This window comes from Streptomyces fructofermentans, assembly GCF_014651055.1.
In the GTDB taxonomy this organism is placed as follows: domain Bacteria; phylum Actinomycetota; class Actinomycetes; order Streptomycetales; family Streptomycetaceae; genus Streptomyces; species Streptomyces fructofermentans.
The window spans coordinates 14136-32648 of sequence record NZ_BMWD01000015.1 but is presented as its reverse complement, the minus strand read 5'-3'; the positions used below and the strand labels follow the sequence as shown (position 1 = coordinate 32648).

The 18513-nt window shown below is 73.2% G+C and carries 16 protein-coding genes; 4 read left to right on the top strand and 12 right to left on the bottom strand.

Annotated elements, in window-relative coordinates; genetic code table 11:
- Nucleotides 1-261: 261 nt before the first annotated feature.
- Entirely contained in the window at nt 262-1521 is a 1260-nt protein-coding gene (locus IE265_RS20925; protein WP_190037176.1) for an AI-2E family transporter, read from the bottom strand.
- Between the two features lie 60 nt (nt 1522-1581).
- Nucleotides 1582-1776 carry a DUF3046 domain-containing protein gene (locus tag IE265_RS20920; protein ID WP_190037175.1) on the bottom strand — a complete coding sequence of 65 codons (195 nt, stop codon included), beginning with the start codon at nt 1774-1776 and terminating at the stop codon, nt 1582-1584.
- Nucleotides 1777-1856: 80 nt separating this feature from the next.
- Here IE265_RS20920 and IE265_RS20915 point away from each other — a divergent pair, with 80 nt between their 5' ends.
- Nucleotides 1857-2801 (top strand): hypothetical protein, encoded by a 945-nt coding sequence (locus tag IE265_RS20915; protein ID WP_190037174.1) that lies wholly within the window; start codon nt 1857-1859, stop codon nt 2799-2801.
- Nucleotides 2802-3107: 306 nt separating this feature from the next.
- On the opposite strand, the gene IE265_RS20910 is transcribed toward IE265_RS20915, so the two are convergent.
- Genes IE265_RS20910 through IE265_RS20900 form a run of 3 tightly spaced genes read right to left on the bottom strand, consistent with a single transcriptional unit; the run spans nt 3108 to nt 5037 of the window.
- Nucleotides 3108-3416, bottom strand: coding sequence for an AzlD domain-containing protein (locus IE265_RS20910; RefSeq protein ID WP_190037173.1), 309 nt, complete (start codon nt 3414-3416; stop codon nt 3108-3110).
- Nucleotides 3413-4081 carry an AzlC family ABC transporter permease gene (locus IE265_RS20905; RefSeq protein ID WP_229916360.1) on the bottom strand — a complete coding sequence of 223 codons (669 nt, stop codon included), beginning with the start codon at nt 4079-4081 and terminating at the stop codon, nt 3413-3415. The genes IE265_RS20910 and IE265_RS20905 overlap by 4 nt, the downstream gene beginning before the upstream one ends.
- Nucleotides 4045-5037 carry an AraC family transcriptional regulator gene (locus IE265_RS20900; RefSeq protein WP_229916358.1) on the bottom strand — a complete coding sequence of 331 codons (993 nt, stop codon included), beginning with the start codon at nt 5035-5037 and terminating at the stop codon, nt 4045-4047. Before IE265_RS20900 ends, IE265_RS20905 begins: the two co-directional genes overlap by 37 nt.
- A gap of 180 nt (nt 5038-5217) precedes the next feature.
- Here IE265_RS20900 and IE265_RS20895 point away from each other — a divergent pair, with 180 nt between their 5' ends.
- The 3 genes from IE265_RS20895 (at nt 5218) to IE265_RS20885 (ending at nt 12167) form a co-directional block, all read left to right on the top strand.
- Nucleotides 5218-10170, top strand: a complete 4953-nt coding sequence (locus IE265_RS20895; protein WP_190037171.1) for an ATP-dependent helicase — start codon at nt 5218-5220, stop codon at nt 10168-10170.
- A gap of 331 nt (nt 10171-10501) precedes the next feature.
- Nucleotides 10502-11314 (top strand): Fpg/Nei family DNA glycosylase, encoded by an 813-nt coding sequence (locus IE265_RS20890; protein WP_190037170.1) that lies wholly within the window; start codon nt 10502-10504, stop codon nt 11312-11314.
- A gap of 88 nt (nt 11315-11402) precedes the next feature.
- Nucleotides 11403-12167 carry an SDR family NAD(P)-dependent oxidoreductase gene (locus IE265_RS20885; RefSeq protein ID WP_190037169.1) on the top strand — a complete coding sequence of 255 codons (765 nt, stop codon included), beginning with the start codon at nt 11403-11405 and terminating at the stop codon, nt 12165-12167.
- 287 nt (nt 12168-12454) lie between these two features.
- Here IE265_RS20885 and IE265_RS38510 read toward each other — a convergent pair whose 3' ends face one another.
- The 7 genes from IE265_RS38510 to IE265_RS20855 form a co-directional block, all read right to left on the bottom strand.
- Entirely contained in the window at nt 12455-12733 is a 279-nt protein-coding gene (locus IE265_RS38510) for a hypothetical protein (protein ID WP_229916356.1), read from the bottom strand.
- A gap of 230 nt (nt 12734-12963) precedes the next feature.
- Nucleotides 12964-13434 (bottom strand): Dps family protein, encoded by a 471-nt coding sequence (locus IE265_RS20880; RefSeq protein ID WP_190037168.1) that lies wholly within the window; start codon nt 13432-13434, stop codon nt 12964-12966.
- A gap of 475 nt (nt 13435-13909) precedes the next feature.
- Nucleotides 13910-14284: a helix-turn-helix domain-containing protein gene (locus tag IE265_RS20875; RefSeq protein WP_190037167.1), complete on the bottom strand. Its 375-nt coding sequence runs from the start codon at nt 14282-14284 to the stop codon at nt 13910-13912.
- Nucleotides 14285-14393: 109 nt separating this feature from the next.
- On the bottom strand, nt 14394-14939 hold the full coding sequence (locus tag IE265_RS20870) for a CinA family protein (protein ID WP_190037166.1): 546 nt from the start codon (nt 14937-14939) through the stop codon (nt 14394-14396).
- Entirely contained in the window at nt 14936-15844 is a 909-nt protein-coding gene (gene pgsA, locus IE265_RS20865; protein WP_190037165.1) for a CDP-diacylglycerol--glycerol-3-phosphate 3-phosphatidyltransferase, read from the bottom strand. Before pgsA ends, IE265_RS20870 begins: the two co-directional genes overlap by 4 nt.
- Nucleotides 15841-17322 (bottom strand): 30S ribosomal protein S12 methylthiotransferase RimO, encoded by a 1482-nt coding sequence (rimO, locus tag IE265_RS20860; RefSeq protein WP_190037164.1) that lies wholly within the window; start codon nt 17320-17322, stop codon nt 15841-15843. The genes pgsA and rimO overlap by 4 nt, the downstream gene beginning before the upstream one ends.
- A gap of 286 nt (nt 17323-17608) precedes the next feature.
- On the bottom strand, nt 17609-18460 hold the full coding sequence (locus tag IE265_RS20855) for a helix-turn-helix domain-containing protein (protein ID WP_190037163.1): 852 nt from the start codon (nt 18458-18460) through the stop codon (nt 17609-17611).
- Between the last annotated feature and the right edge of the window lie 53 nt (nt 18461-18513).

Below are 18513 nucleotides of genomic sequence, written 5' to 3'. Positions count from 1 at the left end.
CTGGATGAAATCCCCGCCGACATCCCGTTCTGAGCCTCGCCAGAACCTCAATAAGAATAGATGTTCGATTTTTGTGTCAAGCGCACCACGCTCTCGGAGGAGTGCGTGTCGCGGCCGGCCCCGGCCCGCCCCCTGCGGGGCGCTTCCGTGGTCGTACGGCCGGTGCCGTGCGCGCCGAAAGGCGCCCTCCGGCGCCGTGGAGCGGCCGCCCTCGGCGACGGCCGGCCCTTCCAGGGTCCTACACCCGGCGGAACGCGTGCGTCACGAGGAGTCGCGGGTTTCCTCGTCCTCCACCGCGGCGGAGTCCCGGGAACCCCGCAGCACGCCTCGTATCCGCGCGAGGAGACTGCTCGGACTGCGCTCGCGGCGCCCGTGAACCCGGGGGTCGTCCGTGACGTCGTAGCGCTTCACGTAGGCCCCGAGGAACGCCTGGAGCGTCGCGATGGCGGGGATGGCGATCAGCGCGCCCACGGCACCGAGCAGGGCGGTGCCCGCGACGACCGACCCGAAGGCGACCGCGGGGTGGATGTCCACGGTCTTGGAGGTCAGCTTGGGCTGCAGCACGTAGTTCTCGAACTGCTGGTAGATCACGACGAAGATCAGCACCCACAGCGCGTACCAGGGGTTCACCGTGAAGGCGATCAGCATCGGCAGTGCGCCCGCGAGGTACGTGCCGATGGTGGGGATGAACTGGGAGACCAGGCCGACCCAGACGGCCAGCACGGGCGCGTAGGGCACCCCCAGGGCTTCCAGCAGCACGTAGTGCGCGACGCCCGAGATCAGTGCCATCAGTCCGCGCGAGTACAGGTAGCCACCTGTCTTGTTGACGGCGATCTCCCACGCGCGCAGCACCTCGGCCTGCCGCGCGGGCGGCAGGACGGAGCACAGGGCGCGCCGCAGTCTGGGGCCGTCGGCGGCGAAGTAGAACGCGAACAGCGTGATCGTCAGGAGCTGGAAGAGCCCGCCCAGCACCTGCGCGGACACGTCCAGGACCCCGGTCGCGCTGTTCTGCACGTACTTCCGGAGCCAGTCCGAGCGCAGCAGGCTGTCCTGGATGTCCACCCGGCTGAGCTCCGTGTGGAAGGTCGTGTTGATCCAGCTGATGACCGAGTCGACGTACTTCGGGAAGTCCTCGACGATGTCGATGATCTGACCCGCGAGCATCGAGCCGAGGAGCGTCACGAAACCCGCGCCCACGATCATCACGAGGAGGAACACGAGCGCCGTCGCCAGCCCTCTGCGCAGGCCGTACGAGGCCATCCAGCTCACCGCGGGCTCGATGGCGAGCGCCAGGAAGAACGCGATCAGGACATTGATCAGCAGTCCGGTCAGCTGGTGGAAGGCCCAACTGCCGAGCTGGAAGCAGGCGATGAGCGCGAGGGCGAGCACCATGGCGCGCGGCAGCCACGGGGGCATGCGTGAACCCCCCTCGTCGGTGCCTCCGGGTCGGGTCCCCGGGGGTATCGGGCCGAACGGGGACGCGTGCTGTCCGACCTGCGTGCTCTCATCTGTCGATGCCACGGAGCAAGTCTCGCCCACGACACCGACAATCGGCCCCCACCGACGGATCCGCCTGTCCGGTCAGCGGTTTTCGTCCTGAACGTTCACCGCGGAGCACACCGCCCGCCACACGTCCTTCGCCTCCCAGCCCGCGTCCAGCGCCTGCCGCACCGTCCGCCCGCCGAGTTCCGACATCACGTGGTCGCGCGCGAAGGTCTCGGCGTACCCCGCGCCGAAGTGCTCCGCCATCCGCTCCCAGAAGACCGTCAACCGCATGACCCCAGTATCCCGCCCCTGAGAGTGGGCCCTCGCCGGGACCCCTCGACGAGAACGCTTTCCGTCCTACGGTCTGACCCATGGCCGAATCAGGAGCATCCCCACTCCCCCCGACGCCCGAGGCGCCCAGTCCTCTGGCCCGCGCCGAGCAGTTCGTCTGGCTCACCGCGCGCGTGCTCGAACAGCGGCGTTTCGCGTACCACTTCCTGGGCGGCGGCGCGGACGCGGTGGAGACCGCGCTGTCCGCCTACCGCAACGAGGACGACGGCTACGGCCACGCGCTGGAACCCGACCTGCGCGGCCCGGTCAGCCAGCCCCTGCACACCGCGCACGCGCTGCGGGTCCTGGCCTCGATCGGCCGGTGCGGAGGACAGCGGGTCGAGCGCGTGTGCCGCTACCTGACCTCCGTGTCGACACCGGACGGCGCGCTTCCGGCGGTCCATCCCAGCCAGCGCGGCTACCCGGCGGCGCCCTTCGTGCCGATCGTCGACGACCCGCCGAGCGAACTGCTGGCCACCGGTCCGGTGGTGGGGCTGCTGCACCGCAACGGGGTGTGGCACGCATGGCTGTTCAGAGCCACGGACTTCTGCTGGCAGGCGGTGGAGTCCCTGGAGAAGTCCCACCCCTACGAGATTCAGGCCGCGGTGGCCTTCCTGGACTCCGCGCCGGACCGCCCGCGCGCGGAGGCCGCCGCCGACCGGCTCGGCCGCCTGGTGCGCGAGCAGCGCCTCGCGGCGCTGGACCCCGACCACCTCGAGGCGTACCCCGTGGCACCGGGCTACGCGCCGCGGGAGCACCACTTCCCGCACGACTACGCCAAGACGCCGGACTCGCTCGCGCGCGCGTGGTTCACCGACGCGGAGATGACGCGCTCCCTGGAGTTCCTGGTGGGCCTGCAGCAGGAGGACGGCGGCTGGCCCGTCCTGTGGCGGCAGTGGGCGCCCAGCGCCGCGCTCGAAGCGCGTCCCGTCGTGACGATCGAGGCGCTGCGCACCCTGCGCGCGTACGGGCTGTCCGTCGACTGACCGGCGGAGTCACGGGCGGCACACCCCCGCGCGTACGCGCTGTGCGCCGACGACGGCCTCTCGGACGTACGGGCGGCTCCTCGGGCGCACCGCCCGCCCTTCTGTCGTGCAGGGCTGTCGTGCAGGGCTGCCGTGCAGGCGTGCGAATTGCCGGTCGGACCGCACCTTCCGGACGGCGAACCGTGTCCGGCGCGGAAAAGCGCGTGCATTCCGTACGGCGGGACCGACCACGCGCGGGGCGCACCCTTCCCGCCGGGCCGGCCGATGCCGGGAGGACCGGCACGCGTGCGCGCGCCGGTCCCGCGCTCAGCCCGTCAGCGCCCGTACCCCCGCGGTGACCAGCACGGCCGCCGCCACGACGACCAGGAACGGGGCGCGGAGCAGCAGCGCCACGGCGGCCGCGGCGAGTCCGGCCGCCCTCGCGTCCAGGACCAGCTCACGTCCGTCGGCGAAAGCCTGCTGGGCCGTGAGCGCCGCAAGCAGGGCGACGGGCAGCAGGGCGGCGAGCCGCTGCACGAGCGGCCGTTCCAGGGCGCCCGCGGGAATGAGCAGCCCGACGAGCTTCACGGCGTAGCAGCCGACGGCCGTCAACCCGATCGCGATCCAGATGTTCATCGGTCCTCCTCCGGCATGTCGTCCTGGGCCCCCGCGTCCGTACGCCCCCTGCGGCGGCCTTCCGCCCACAGGACGGCCGGGGCGGCGAGTGCGGCCACCAGGACGGGGACCCCCGCGGGCAGCACGGGAAGCAGGCCGAGCCCGAGGACGACGGCGATCCCGGCGACGGCCCTCTCCGTGGTGCTCCTGAGCATCGGCGCGAGCAGCGCCAGGAAGACGGCGGGGCCGGCCGCGTCCAGGCCCCACGCGTCGGTGTCGCCGATGGCCTCGGCGCCGAGCGCGCCGAGCAGTGTGGTGAGGTTCCACAGCACGTACAGCGTCAGGCCCGTGACCGTGAAGCCGATCCGCACGCTGCGGCGCGTCGGCTGGGCCAGTGCCACAGCGGTGGTCTCGTCGATGACCCACTGGGCGGCGAACGGCCGCACCGCGCGCGGGAGGGCCAGCAACTGCGACAGCCGCAGCCCGTAGAACGCGTTGCGCACCCCCAGGAAGAACGCTCCCGCTGCCGCCGTGAACGGGTTGCCCCCGCCCGCCAGTGCCCCCACGAGGGCGAACTGCGAGGCGCCGGTGAACACCAGGAGGCTGAGGGCGCAGGTCTGGAGCACGGTGAGCCCGCTGCCCGCCGAGGTCACCCCGAAGGCGAAGCCGGACAGTCCGACGGCCACCCCGACTCCGAGGGCGTCTCGTACGACGGCGGAGTCGGGCTTTCCGTCGGCCTGGCCGCGGGAGTCTGGGGGAGCTGTCTGTTCTGCCACGCCCCGGACGTTAGGCGAAGGTCCCCACCCGGGTCTTGTACGTTCTTGCGCTCCCGCTGGTACGCCCCCGGGGGCACGCCCACGATCCGGGTGAAGTGCCGGTTGAGGTGGGGCTGGTCGGTGAAGCCCACGGCGAGGGCGGCCTCGGCGGGTGCGCTGCCCGCGTCGAGGAGCCTGCGCGCCTGCCGGACCCGTGCGTCCGTGAGCCAGGTGTGGGGAGGCATTCCGTAGGCGTCCCTGAAGGCCCGCAGGAGCGCGAAGGGGCTGGTGCCCAGTTCCGCGGCCAGCCGCTCCAGAGTGGGCGGCTCGGCCATGCGCTCCTCCAGCACGGCACGCGCGCGTGCCGCGAGGCGGGCACCGGCGGTCCTGGGTGCCCGCCGGGGCAGGACGCCGCCGTTCAGCCTGAGCAACCGGGTCACGGCGACCCGCAACAGCGTGTCGGCGGCCAGCGCGTTCCCCTCGTCCGCGGCGCGCAGCACCTGATGGACCAGATTCACGGCGTACGGGTCGTCGAGGACCGGGTCGGTGAACCCGGGGGCGCCGCGGATGCCGGTGCTCTCCGCGGCGATCTCGGCCACCAGTTCGGGCGACGGGTAGACCGCCCCGTACCGCCAGCCCTCGGGGACCCCGGCCCGTCCCGTGTGCGGGGTGTCGGGGTTGACCAGCGCCAGGGACCCGGGTCCCGCGTACTGGTCCGCTCCGCCGTGGTGGAAGACCTCGACGCCGTCGGAGATCGCGGCGATGACGAAGTTCTCGTGCGTGTGGCGGACGAAGGTCTTGCGGACATAGCGCGCACGCAGCAGGTCGACACCGGGCAGCTCCGCGTACTGCCAGTGCCGCGCCCGCTCCTGTCCCGTGCCCGCCATGCCCTCATTCTCCGCCATCGCGGCGGAAGGGCGCTTCGCGGTCCGGCGGGGAGCCGCGCCGGACCGCCGTGCCACCGGGCACGGGGGCCCACCGGCCCCGGGTCGGCCCCACCACGCCACTGCATCACCACATCGCCGCAGGTCAGCCCCATTGTCAGTGTCCGGGTGCAGGATGGACGCATGGTCAGCTCCGTACACCGAGCCCTGAGCGGCTTCTCGCCCGCGACCCGTGCCTGGTTCACGGGGGCCTTCTCCGCGCCCACGTCGGCCCAGGCCGGGGCCTGGCAGGCGATCGGTGAGGGCTCGGACGTGCTGGTGGTCGCGCCGACGGGCTCCGGCAAGACCCTGGCGGCGTTCCTCGCGGCCCTGGACCAGCTGGCCTCGACCCCTCCGCCGGCCGACCCGAAGAAGCGCTGCCGGGTTCTGTACGTGTCCCCGCTGAAGGCCCTCGCGGTCGACGTGGAGCGAAATCTGCGCAGCCCGCTGACCGGCATCCGGCAGGAAGCGGTCCGTCTGGGTCTGCCGGAGCCCGAGGTGAAGGTCGGCATCCGCTCCGGGGACACCCCGCCGGCCGAGCGACGGGCCCTGGCCACCCGGCCGCCGGACATCCTGATCACCACCCCCGAGTCCCTCTTCCTGATGCTCACGTCGGCCACACGCGAGGCACTGACGGGGGTCGACACGGTGATCCTCGACGAGGTCCACGCGGTCGCCGGCACCAAGCGCGGCGCCCATCTGGCCCTCACCCTGGAGCGGCTGGACAGCCTGCTGCCCAGGCCGGCCCGCCGGATCGGCCTGTCCGCCACGGTCCGCCCGGTCGACGAGGTCGCCCGCTACCTCTCCCCCCAACGCCGGGTGGAGATCGTCCAGCCGCCGTCGGGCAAGGAGTTCGACCTCTCGGTGGTCGTGCCGGTGGAGGACCTGGGCGAGCTGGGCGGCTCACCCGTCGCGGACTCCGACACCGCGGCGGAGCGCCCGTCGATCTGGCCGCACGTCGAGGAGCGGATCGCCGACCTCGTCCAGTCCCACCGCTCGACGATCGTCTTCGCGAACTCCCGCCGGCTCGCCGAGCGCCTGTGCAACCGGCTCAACGAGATCGCGTACGAGCGCGCGACGGGCGAGCCCCTGGGTGAGCACCACTCGCCCGCGGAGCTGATGGGCGGCTCGGGCGCCGCCCAGGGCGCCCCGCCGGTCATCGCCCGCGCCCACCACGGCTCGGTCTCCAAGGAGCAGCGCGCCCTCGTCGAGGAGGACCTCAAGGCGGGCAGGCTGCCCGCGGTGGTCGCCACCTCCAGCCTCGAACTCGGCATCGACATGGGCGCGGTGGACCTCGTCGTCCAGGTCGAGTCCCCGCCCTCCGTGGCCTCCGGACTCCAGCGCGTGGGCCGCGCGGGGCACCAGGTCGGCGCGGTGTCCACGGGCGTGGTCTTCCCCAAGTACCGCGGTGACCTCGTGCAGGCCGCCGTCGTCACCGAGCGGATGCGCACCGGCTCCATCGAGTCGCTGCGCATCCCGGCCAACCCGCTGGACGTGCTGGCCCAGCAGCTCGTCGCCATGACCGCGCTCGACACCTGGCAGGTCGACGACCTGCTCACCGTGGTCCGCCGGGCGGCGCCCTTCGCCTCGCTCCCGGAGTCCGCGTTCACTGCGGTGCTCGACATGCTCGCGGGCCGCTACCCCTCCGACGCCTTCGCGGAGCTGCGCCCGCGCGTGGTGTGGGACCGCGTCGCCGGCACCGTCACGGGCCGCCCCGGCGCCCAGCGGCTCGCGGTCACCTCCGGCGGCACGATCCCGGACCGCGGCCTGTTCGGCGTGTTCCTCGCGGGCTCCGACCCGAAGAAGGGCGGCGGCCGGGTCGGCGAGCTCGACGAGGAGATGGTCTACGAGTCGCGTGTCGGCGACGTCTTCACCCTGGGCACCAGCTCGTGGCGCATCGAGGACATCACGCGCGACCGCGTCCTGGTCTCGCCCGCTCCCGGGGTACCGGGCAGGCTGCCGTTCTGGAAGGGCGACCAGCTCGGCCGGCCGCTCGAACTGGGCCGCGCTGTGGGCGCGTTCCTGCGGGAGGTCGGTTCGCTGCCCAAGGACGACGCGCGGCTCCGGCTGCTCGCCGCGGGCCTGGACGCCTGGGCCGCCGAGAACGTCCTGTCCTACCTGGCCGAGCAGCGGGAGGCCTGCGGGCACATCCCCGACGACCGCACCATCGTCGTCGAGCGCTTCCGGGACGAGCTGGGCGACTGGCGCGTGGTCGTGCACTCGCCGTTCGGAGCGCAGGTCCACGCCCCCTGGGCGCTCGCGCTCGGCGCCCGCCTCTCCGAGCGCTACGGCATGGACGCACAGGTCATGCACGCCGACGACGGCATCGTGCTGCGGCTGCCGGACGCGGACCTGATGAGCATGGACCTGCTCGACCAGGAACCCGCGAAGCGCGGTACGGAGTACGACGCCGAGAAGGCCCCGGTGGGCGCGGCGGACGTCGCGTTCGACAAGGGCGAGGTCAACCAGATCGTCACGGACCAGGTCGGCGGCTCCGCCCTGTTCGCGTCCCGTTTCCGTGAGTGCGCGGCCCGCGCCCTGCTCCTGCCGCGCCGCAGCCCCGGCAAGCGCACACCCCTGTGGCAGCAGCGCCAGCGTGCGGCCCAACTGCTGCAGGTGGCAAGCGAGTTCGGTTCGTTCCCGATCGTCCTGGAAGCGGTCCGCGAATGCCTCCAGGACGTCTTCGACGTGCCCGGGCTCACCGAGTTGATGGGCGACCTGGAGTCCCGCAAGGTGCGGCTCGTCGAGGTCACGACCCCCGAGCCGTCGCCGTTCGCCCGGTCCCTGCTGTTCGGCTACGTCGCGCAGTTCCTGTACGAGGGCGACTCTCCGCTCGCCGAGCGGCGCGCCGCCGCCCTGTCGCTGGACTCGCGTCTGCTGGCCGAGCTGCTCGGCCAGGCGGAGCTCCGCGAGCTGCTGGACGCCGATGTGCTGACGGAGCTGGAGACCGAGCTCCAGTGGCTGACGGAGGACCGCAGGGCCAAGGACCCGGAGAGCGTCGCCGACCTGCTGCGGATGCTCGGGCCGCTCACAGAGGCCGAACTGGCCGAGCGCGGGGCGGACCCGGAGTGGGCCCGCGAGCTGGCCTCGGCCCGGCGTGCCATCCGGGTCCGTGTCGCGGGGGCCGAGCACTGGGCCGCGATCGAGGACGCGGGCCGGCTGCGCGACGCCCTCGGCACCGCCCTGCCGGTAGGGGTTCCCGAAGCGTTCACGGAACCGGTCAAGGACCCGCTGGGCGATCTCCTCGCGCGATACGCGCGCACGCACGGCCCGTTCACGTCGGCCGCCGCCGCGGCACGCTTCGGCCTGGGTGCCGCGGTCACCGAGGGAGCCCTCCAGCGGCTCGCGGCGGGCGGCCGGGTCGTGCAGGGCGAGTTCCATCCGGCGGGCATCGGCCAGGAGTGGTGCGACGCGACGGTACTGCGCAGGCTGCGGCGCCGGTCGCTCGCCGCCCTGCGCCACGAGTTGGAGCCGGTGCCGCCCGCCGCCCTCGCCCAGTTCCTGCCGCAGTGGCAGCACCTGGGGGGCGGCCACGGCCTGCGTGGCGTCGACGGACTCGTGCGCGCCGTCGAGCAGTTGCAGGGGGCGTCGGTCCCCGCGTCCGCGCTGGAGAAGCTGGTCCTGCCGTCCCGTGTCGCGAACTTCGCTCCCGCGATGCTCGACGAACTGACCGCCGCCGGGGAGGTGGTCTGGGCCGGAGCCGGCGCGCTGCCGGGCAAGGACGGCTGGGTGTCCCTGTACCTCGCGGACGCCGCGCCCCTCCTCCTGCCCCCGCCGCACCCCCTGGAGACGACCGAGCTCCACCGGTCGGTCCTGGACACCCTGTCCGGGGGGTACGGACTGTTCTTCCGCCAGATCGCCGACCAGGTGCGCGCCACCACGCATCCCGACGCCACGGATCCGCAACTCGCCGACGCCGTCTGGGACCTGGCCTGGTCGGGCCGCCTGACGAACGACACGCTCGGTCCGATGCGCTCACTCCTGGGTTCCGGCCGTACGGCGGGCTCGACCGCGCATCGGGCGAAGCGCACGGTGCCCCGCGGCCGGTACGGAGGCCTCACCGCCGCCGCCCGCCCCGCCTCACGGACCGGTCCGCCGACCGTCGCCGGCCGCTGGTCGCTGCTCCCCGACCGCGAGCCCGACGCCACGGTCCGCGCCCACGCCCTGGCCCGGACCCTGCTCGACCGGCACGGCGTGGTCACCCGGGGCGCCGTCGCGGCGGAGGGCGTCGAGGGCGGCTTCTCCGCCGTCTACCGCATCCTGGCCGCCTTCGAGGAGAGCGGCCAGGCCCGGCGCGGCTACGTCGTGGAGGGGCTCGGTGCCGCGCAGTTCGCGATGGACGGCGCGGTGGACCGGCTGCGCGCGGCGGCGAACGCCCGCGAGCGGGGAGAACCCCTGACGGTGCCCTGGGCCGCGGCGCCCGGTGCCGGCCGCCCCGACCGGCCGGGCGCGCACACGACGGAACAGCGGGAGGGCCCCGCGGAGCATCCGTACGCCTTCGGGGACGACTCGTGGCCGCCCGACCTGGACGCCCTGCCGCAGGACAGTGATCCCTACTCCCTGCGCGGCGGTCCCGGGCAGCCCTCCCCGACCGGACCCGGCGCGGTCGGCGCACGCGACCACGCTGCCCCGTTCGCCGGCGACCGCCGCGCGGCTCCGCAGTCCTTCCCGGGCGGTCCCGCTCCGCGTGGGCGCGCCGACCGCGCCGACCGCGCCACGGTCCTGGCCGCCGCGGACCCGGCGAACGCGTACGGGGCGGCCCTGCCCTGGCCCGAACCCCCGACGGGTGCGGGCCACAAGCCGGGCCGCAAGGCCGGTTCACTGGTCGTGCTGGTGGACGGCGAGCTGACCCTGTACATGGAGCGCGGCGGCAAGACTCTGCTGGCCTGGCCCTCCGCCCCCGACGAGTCGCCCCTGCACGACCCCCGGCTGCACGCCGCCGCCGAGGCGCTGTCCGGAGCGGCGCGCGCGGGCACCCTCGGCACGGTGACGGTCGAGCGGGTCAACGGGGTCCCGGCCCTGACCTCCCCCTTCGGCACACTCCTGGAGACGACCGGCTTCCACGCGACCCCCAGAGGCCTGCGCCTGCGCGCGTGACGCCGCGCCACCGCCCCGGCTCCCTTCGGCCCACCCGCGCCCCCACGGTCCACCCGGACCACCGGGCCCCACACTCCCGCCACTCCCGCCACTCGACCACCGACCCACCGAGGCATATCCCCCGTCCCCTGTCCTCCGCCCCTCGCCCCCACCTCCAGGCCGGCCCTCCGGCCCCGCACTCCCGCTACTCGACCCACCCTGCTGACCGGGCCACCGGCGCCGACCCCCATTCCCGTCCCCGTCCCCGTCCCAGTCCCAGTCCCCGTCCCAGTCCCAGTCCCAGTCCCCCGCAGCACGACACCCCGACCGCCTCCGTGCCACCCTGGATCCCATGCCCGAAGGAGACACCGTCTGGCAGGCAGCCCGACGCCTGCACACGGCCCTCGCCGGTCAGGTGCTCACCCGGTCCGACCTCCGGGTGCCCCGGTACGCCACGGCCGACCTCACCGGGCGTGCGGTCCTGGACGTGACCCCGCGTGGGAAGCACCTGCTCACCCATGTGGAGGGCGGCCTGACACTCCACTCCCACCTGCGGATGGACGGGTCCTGGAAGGTGTACGCGCCCGGTGAGCGCTGGAGGGGCGGCCCGAGCCACCAGATCCGGGTGATCCTGGGCACGGCGGAGCGGACGGCCGTCGGCTACCGGCTCCCCGTTCTCGAACTGCTCCGCACCGAGGACGAGGACCGGGCCGTGGGCCATCTGGGACCGGACCTCCTCGGCCCCGACTGGGACCCCGCCACCGCTCTGGCGAACCTGCGGCGCGAACCGGAACGCCCTCTCGGCGAGGCCCTGCTCGACCAGCGCAACCTCGCCGGTATCGGCAACATCTACAAGAACGAGCTGTGCTTCCTGCTCCGCGCGACCCCCTGGCTCCCCGTCGGGGCGCTGCCCGCCGAGCACGCCGCCCAACTGCCCGTCCTCGCGAAGAAGCTCCTCGAGGCCAACCGAGAACGGCCGGCCCGCAACACCACGGGCCGCCGCGACCCGAGCATGTTCGTGTACGGACGGGCCCCGCGCCCCTGTCTGCGCTGCGGCACCTCGATCCGCGCGGCGAACCAGGGCGACGGCTCACGCGAGCGGCCCACGTACTGGTGCCCGGTCTGCCAGTCGGGCCCGGCCCCCGCTCCGGGCAGCCACCGTTGAGAACGGCCGCCATCAGGCCGCGTGCATCCGGCTCCCGGGCGACGCACGCCAATTGACGATCCGTCAGAAACCCTCGTACCGTCCCCTCATGGCTGTCGAGGCGTACGACCTGTCCGGACGCACCGCATTCGTCACCGGCGCCGCGAGCGGGATCGGCCGCGCCTGTGCCGTACTGCTCGCGCGGGCGGGGGCAGCGGTCCACTGCGCCGACCTCGACGCAGACGGTCTCGACGGAACGGCGGCCCTGGTCAAGGACCAGGGCGGTACGGCCCGTACGCACACCGTGGACGTCACCGACAGCCTCCGGCTGGGCGAGGCGGTCGCGAGCTGCGAGCGCCTGGACGTGATGGCGGCCGTCGCCGGCATCATGCACCGCAGCACGGTCCTGGAGACGCGCGACGAGGACCTCGACCGCGTACTCGGCGTCAACTTCAAGGGAGTGCTGCACGCCTGCCAGGCCGCGGCACGCTCGATGATCGCGTCCGGCACGCGCGGCAGCATCGTGACGATGGCCTCGGGCGCCGTCGACACCGGCGGGCCGGGACTGCTCTGCTACGGGGCGGCGAAGGCGGCGGTCGTCCAGTTGACGAGGACGCTGGCGACGGAGATGGGCCCGCACGGCATCCGGGTCAACGCGGTCGCACCCGGCTGGATCCGTACGCCGATGACCGACCGGGGCGACAGCGCGGCACAGGCGCAGACCGAGGCCTTCATGTCCCGGATGTCACCGCTGGGCCGAGTGGGTGAGCCGGAGGACATCGCGCACGCCGTGCTGTACCTGGCCTGCGACGCTTCGTCGTTCACCACGGGTCAGATCCTTCGCCCGAACGGGGGTGTGGCGATGCCCTGGTGACGGCCGCCTCCGCCGCGCCCGGCGGAGACCCGCTCACCGGAACCACGCCCCGTGCGAAGCACGCCCGCCCGACCGGAACCACGCCCGCGCGAAGCACGCCGACGCGACGGGACCGACGCCCCTCGTGCGGGACCGACGCCCCCCGAAGGACGGGCCCGCGAACCGGAACCACGCCCGCGCGAAGCCGCCCGCGCGGCACCGCACACCCCGTCGCCCCTCACCGCACCTCGCAGGTCACGACCCTCACCTCACCTCGCAGGTCACGCCGGGCACCTCGAGCGAACCCCTCATGCCCCGGACGTGGGCCCCAGACGCGGCCCCCTCCTGCGCCGCCAGGCCTCCCTGAACCGTCGCATCCACTGGTCCGACCCGGTCGCCCCCGCGGCCCGGGCCTTCGACACGCAGTGCACCGGAAGCAGGCTCAGTCCCCAGCCGCCCGCCGCGACGGCACCCTCCAGCACTCCGGAGCCGGGGGCGAAGGCGAGGCGTAGCACCGCCCACCACCACAGCGTTCCGAGCCCCACAGCCAGCGTCCACCGCCCTGTTCGCCCCCATCGCCCTGCCATGGCACCGCCTCCGGCCCGACGCTAGATCGCCGTGTCCGACCCGCAACAGGGCGCACCGGCACGCACGGGGCGCGCCCGGCGCGCCGACCCCTCCCGTTTCACCACCTCGCACCCGAACCGTGGGACGGTCCGGCGGTGCGCAGCGCGGTCACCCGTCCCCGCCCGGAGCACGCGCTCACCGTTCTCCGCCCGGCCGGCTCGGTCACCCGTTCTCCGCCCGGGCCCGGCGATCACCCGTTCTCCGCCTGGAACATCCAGTGGTGCTTCTCCAGGTCCGCGGTGATGCCGATGAAGATGTCCTGGCTCACCGGGTCCGGGTCGCCCGTCGCCTGGACGCGCTCCCGCATGCGCCCGATCACCGCGCCGAGCGCGTCCACCAGGGCACCCACCGCGTCGGTGTCCTTGACCCATCCGTCGGGTACGGGTCCGATGCCGCTGGTGCCGGCGACGGTCGCGGATCGGCCGTCCGGCGGAACGCCGAGCGTGGAGGCGCGTTCGGCCACGGTGTCGGAGTGCAGCCGCGCGGTGTCGACGACCTCGTCGAGCTGGAGGTGGACGGACCGGAAGCGTGGCCCGACGACGTTCCAGTGGATCTGCTTCGCCACGAGCGACAGGTCCACGAGGTCGACCAGCGCGCCCTGAAGCGCCTCGGAGACGGTCTTCAGATCGGCATCGGACAACGGGCTCTTCACGACGTACATCGGGTTCCTCCGGTTGGCACCGCGTTGACAACGCCCCCCGGCCTTCGCCCCGCCTCCTCCACCATGGCCGCACCGGGCCGGACCGGCAAACGCTCGTGCACACCGCGTACACGCCCGCCGCGGCCGCGGCGGATGCCACGCGCCCGCCCCACCCGCAACCCCGGACCCGGGGCCCCGCGACCCGCCGTGACCCGCCCCCGCACCCCCACCACGACGCCCCGACCGCCGTCCCGCGACCGCCGAGCCACCGCACCCGGGCTCCCGGCCCGTCTCGCACCGGAGCGGCACTCTCTCCTCCCCGCCCACTCGCCCGTGACGCCCACCCCACCGGGCCCAGCGGCGCACGCACGCGCGGGCACCCCACCCGCACATGCGAGAGCCCCGACCGCACTCCTCCGGATCTCTCCGGAGGGGCCCCGGCCGGGGCTCTCCCACACTTTTCACGGAACGGCCCGCGAGGGCCGCACCTCACGCCTCAGGCGGCGACGACGTCGACCGCCTCCGCAGGCGCCTTGATGGTCACCCGTTCCGGCGGCACACCGGTCACCGATACGGAATTGAGCATGGGGCGTACCGGCGTGCGTACAGGCTCGGTAACTGTTGCCGACTGGGCCAGTTCGGCGAGGGCGAGCTCGTCGCTCACTTCCCGCATGAGCTCGGACATCCGTACGTCCAACGCGTCGCAGATCGCGGAGAGCAGTTCGGAGGATGCCTCCTTCTGCCCCCGCTCCACCTCGGAAAGATAGCCGAGTGAGACTCGGGCGGAGGAGGAGACTTCGCGCAGAGTACGGCCCTGGCGCTGGCGCTGCCGACGCAGCACGTCACCAAGCAGGCGACGGAGCAGAATCATCGGTGGCTCCCTCCTCGGACCGCGTAGCCGCATCCTTCTCGCCCCACCGTACCGCCTAGCGCTGCGGCCGTGCGGGGAGCGATGTCGTGTTCACTCAGGGCTGCAAACATCAAAACCCCCCGTTCTGTTCCGTATCCTGTGCCCGCTCATTCCCAGTGCGTTCGCCCACAAGCTGCTCCAGAAGCAGTGCGACCACGCTCCGTACACTCTCCATACGGATTTCCGTACGGGAGCCGTTCAACCGCAGCGCCGCCACTTTCCCGCCGCCGGACGCCTCTCCGGCCGCGCCGAAGGGTCCGTCCACGGCGACGAAAACCGTGCCCACCGGCTGTCCGTCCTGAGGGTCGGGCCCGGCCACGCCGGTCGTCGCGATCCCCCAGTCCGCGCCGAGCGCCCGGCGCACACCGGCCGCCATCTGGGCCGCAACCTGCGGATCCACCGCTCCGCGACGCTCCAGCAGTGCGGCGTCGACGTGGAGGACGTCGCGCTTGAGGTCGGTGGCGTAAGCGGTCACCGAGCCGCGGAAGGCCTTGGAGGCCCCGGGCACCGCCGCGAGTTCGGCGGCCACCAGGCCACCGGTCAGCGACTCGGCGACGGCGAGCGTCTCGCCCCTCACCGTGAGTAGTCGCAGCACCTCGGCGGCCGGATGGGTCACGCGCGCGCCTCCCGGGCGGCGGCCTTCCGCTCGGCCAGTCCCTGGCGCCTCAGCACGACGGCCTGCCGTACGTAGTCGAGTCCGGTGACGACGGTCAGGATCACGGCGACGGCCATCACCCACCACCTGAGGGTGGCCAGCGGCCCGACCAGCGCGAGGATGTACATCCCCACGGCCATGCCCTGGGCGAGCGTCTTGAGCTTGCCGCCGCGGCTGGCGGGGATCACCCCGTAGCGGATCACCACGAAGCGGATGACGGTGACGCCCAGCTCGCGGCCGAGGATCACGCCGGTCACCCACCACGGCAGGTCACCGAGGTAGGAGAGGCAGATCAGCGCGGCACCCATGATCGCCTTGTCGGCGATCGGGTCGGCGATCTTCCCGAAGTCGGTGACGAGGTTGTACGTACGCGCCAGATGCCCGTCGAAGACGTCCGTGATCATGGCGACCGCGAAGGCGGCCCAGGCCCAGGCGCGCAACACGGGGTCGTATCCGCCGTCCGCCAGCATCAGTGCCACGAAGCCGGGCACGAGCACGAGCCGCAGCATCGTGAGCAGATTGGCGACGTTCCAGAGGCTGGCCTGGTTGACGGCCGCGGCGCCGAGCTTCCCGCCACGCGGCTGCTTGGAGCCCTGCACCCCGGAGGCATCCGTGCCGGTGACGCCGAAACCCTCGGGTGCGGTGGCCCGCAGGGCCTCCGGGTCCGTGATCCCGGAGGGGCCGGGCCCGGTGAGACCGGGAGTCTCCGTGCGGGCGGAGCCCGCTGCGGCCGTGTCCGTGCCGGTGGTTCCCGTGGCCGACGTGCCCGCGGGGGGCGCGTCCGTACCGGTCGTTCCCGTGGCGGAGGCGCCGGCCGTACCGTGCGCGCCGGGGCCGCCCGCCGCTGATGCCGGGACTCCGGTCATCTGGCCGCCTCCTCAGGACACACCGTCGAGCCCGGGAGCGGCTCGGCCACCAGGTCGACACCTTCCGTACCGACCACCTTCGCCTCGACCATACGGCCGACGACCAGACCCGCGCCGCTCGTGAACAGCACCTGTCCGTCGGTCTCGGGCGCCTGGTGTTCGGCGCGGCCGTACGCGGGCTCGTCCTCGTCGGCGGAACCGAGGGACTCGACGAGTACGTTCAGCGTCTCGCCGACGCGCTCCTCGGCACGCTGCGAGACCAGTTCCTCCGCGAGCCGGGACACCCGCGCGAGACGCTCGGCGACGACGTCCTCGGCCAGCTTGTCCTCGTACGTCGCGGCCTCGGTGCCGTCCTCGTCGGAGTAGCCGAAGACTCCGATGGCGTCGAGGCGCGCCGCGGTGAGGAAGCGCTCCAGCTCGGCCAGGTCCTCGGCGGTCTCGCCGGGGAAGCCCACGATGAAGTTGGACCGGACACCGGCCTGCGGCGCCTTGGAGCGGATCCTGTCGAGCAGCTCCAGGAACTGGTCGGTGCTCCCGAAGCGCCGCATCGCGCGCAGCACGCCCGGGGCGGAGTGCTGGAACGACAGGTCGAAGTAGGGCGCGACCTTCGGCGTGGAGGTCAGCACGTCGATGAGTCCGGGGCGCATCTCGGCGGGCTGGAGGTAGCTGACCCGCACCCGCTCGATGCCGTCCACCTCGGCCAGTTCGGGCAGCAGCGTCTCCAGGAGGCGGATGTCGCCGAGGTCCTTGCCGTACGAGGTGTTGTTCTCGGAGACCAGCATGACCTCCTTCACGCCCTGCTCGGCCAGCCAGCGCGTCTCGCCCAGTACGTCGCTCGGGCGGCGCGAGATGAAGGAGCCGCGGAAGGAGGGGATGGCGCAGAAGGAGCACCGCCGGTCGCAGCCCGAGGCCAGCTTGACCGAGGCGACCGGGGAGCCGTCGAGCCGGCGGCGCAGCGGCGCACGGGGGCCCGACTCGGGGGCGACGCCCTCGGGAAGGTCGGCGGGGCCGTGCCCGGGAAGGGCGACCTCCGCGCCGGCGCTCTGCCGCTCCGCCGGGCTGATCGGCAGCAGCTTGCGGCGGTCGCGCGGGGTGTGGGCGGCGTGGATGCCGCCGTTCAGGATGGTCTGGAGCCGGTCGGAGATGTCGGCGTAGTCGTCGAAGCCGAGCACGCCGTCCGCCTCGGGGAGGGCCTCGGCCAGCTCCTTGCCGTACCGCTCGGCCATGCAGCCGACGGCCACGACCGCCTGGGTTCTGCCGTGGCCCTTGAGGTCGTTGGCCTCCAGCAGGGCGTCGACGGAGTCCTTCTTGGCGGCCTCGACGAAGCCGCAGGTGTTGACGACGGCGACGTCCGCGTTCTCGGCGTCCTCCACGAGGTGCCAGCCGTCCGCCTCCAAACGGCCTGCGAGCTCCTCCGAGTCCACCTCGTTACGGGCGCAGCCAAGAGTGACAAGTGCGACGGTACGGCGTTCAGGCATGGACTCAAGACTACTTCGTCCCACTGACGGCCCACGTCGACGGGGTTGGCCGATCATGGTCGGCTCGGTGCCGCCGGCCCGGAAACCCCGGCCGAACCCGTGAATCCACCGGAATCGGTGTGTGTCGGGAGACACGAACACGCGAAATCACGCGCCGACGGGCTCCCGTCGCCACGGCGGTCCGGCGGCCGCCGCCGTGGCGGACCGCCGCCGAGAACGCCGCAGGGCCCGCCCCCCGGAGTACGGGAGCGGGCCCTGCGGTACGGGACCGGGGCCGGAGGCGGACTCAGCCGACCTCGGGGTCGCCCTTCGTGTACGTGAGTCGCTCGACCTGGCCGGGTGCGAACTCGTCCTCGATCTTCTTGCCGTTCACGTAGAGCTGGAGCGCGCCCGCGTCACCGAGGACGAGGTCGATCTTCTCCTTGTCCTGGAAGGTCTTGGAGTCGCCCTGCTTCAGGAAGCCGTCGAAGAGCAGCCGGCCGTTGTGGTCCTTGGCCGAGATCCAGCTGCGCCCGTCGGGAGCCGTCACGCGGACGGTCACCTTGTCCTGCGGCGCGGCCGCGATGGCGCTGTCCGACGGGTCGGACTTGGGGTCGGCGGACTTGGACGGGGAGGGGGTGGTCTTGGCCGGCTTGCTGGTGGTCGGCGTGGAACCCTCGGCCACCTGCGTCGACCGGCCGTCCTCGTCGTCGTCGCCGAACATCGTGAAGCCGACGAAGCCGACCACGGCGACGATCGCGGCGACCATGGCCGCGGTCCAGTTGGGGCCGCGGCGCTCCGGACGGATCCGCTCCGCCTCGAACATGGGTGCCGCCGCCGTCGGCGCGGGCCGCCCGCCGTGCTCGTCGTCGTAGCGGGCGAGCAGTTCGGTCGGATCGAGCTGGACGGCGCGCGCCAGGGTTTTGAGGTGACCGCGCGCGTACACGTCACCGCCGCAGGGTCCGAAGTCGTCCTGTTCGATCGCGTGCACGATGGCGATGCGGACCCGGGTGGCGTTACTGACGTCGTCGACGGTCAGCCCCGCCGCGATACGAGCCTGCTGGAGGGCACGGCCGATCGAGGGACGATCGTCCTTCTCGAATTCGAAGGGACGCTCGTCCTGAGGGGAGTTGTCGTCAGGGGAGTTGCCGATGGACACGGGGGGGCCTTTCGAGCGTGTAGCCACCTGTGCTGGAGGTTCAGTCTAGGGGG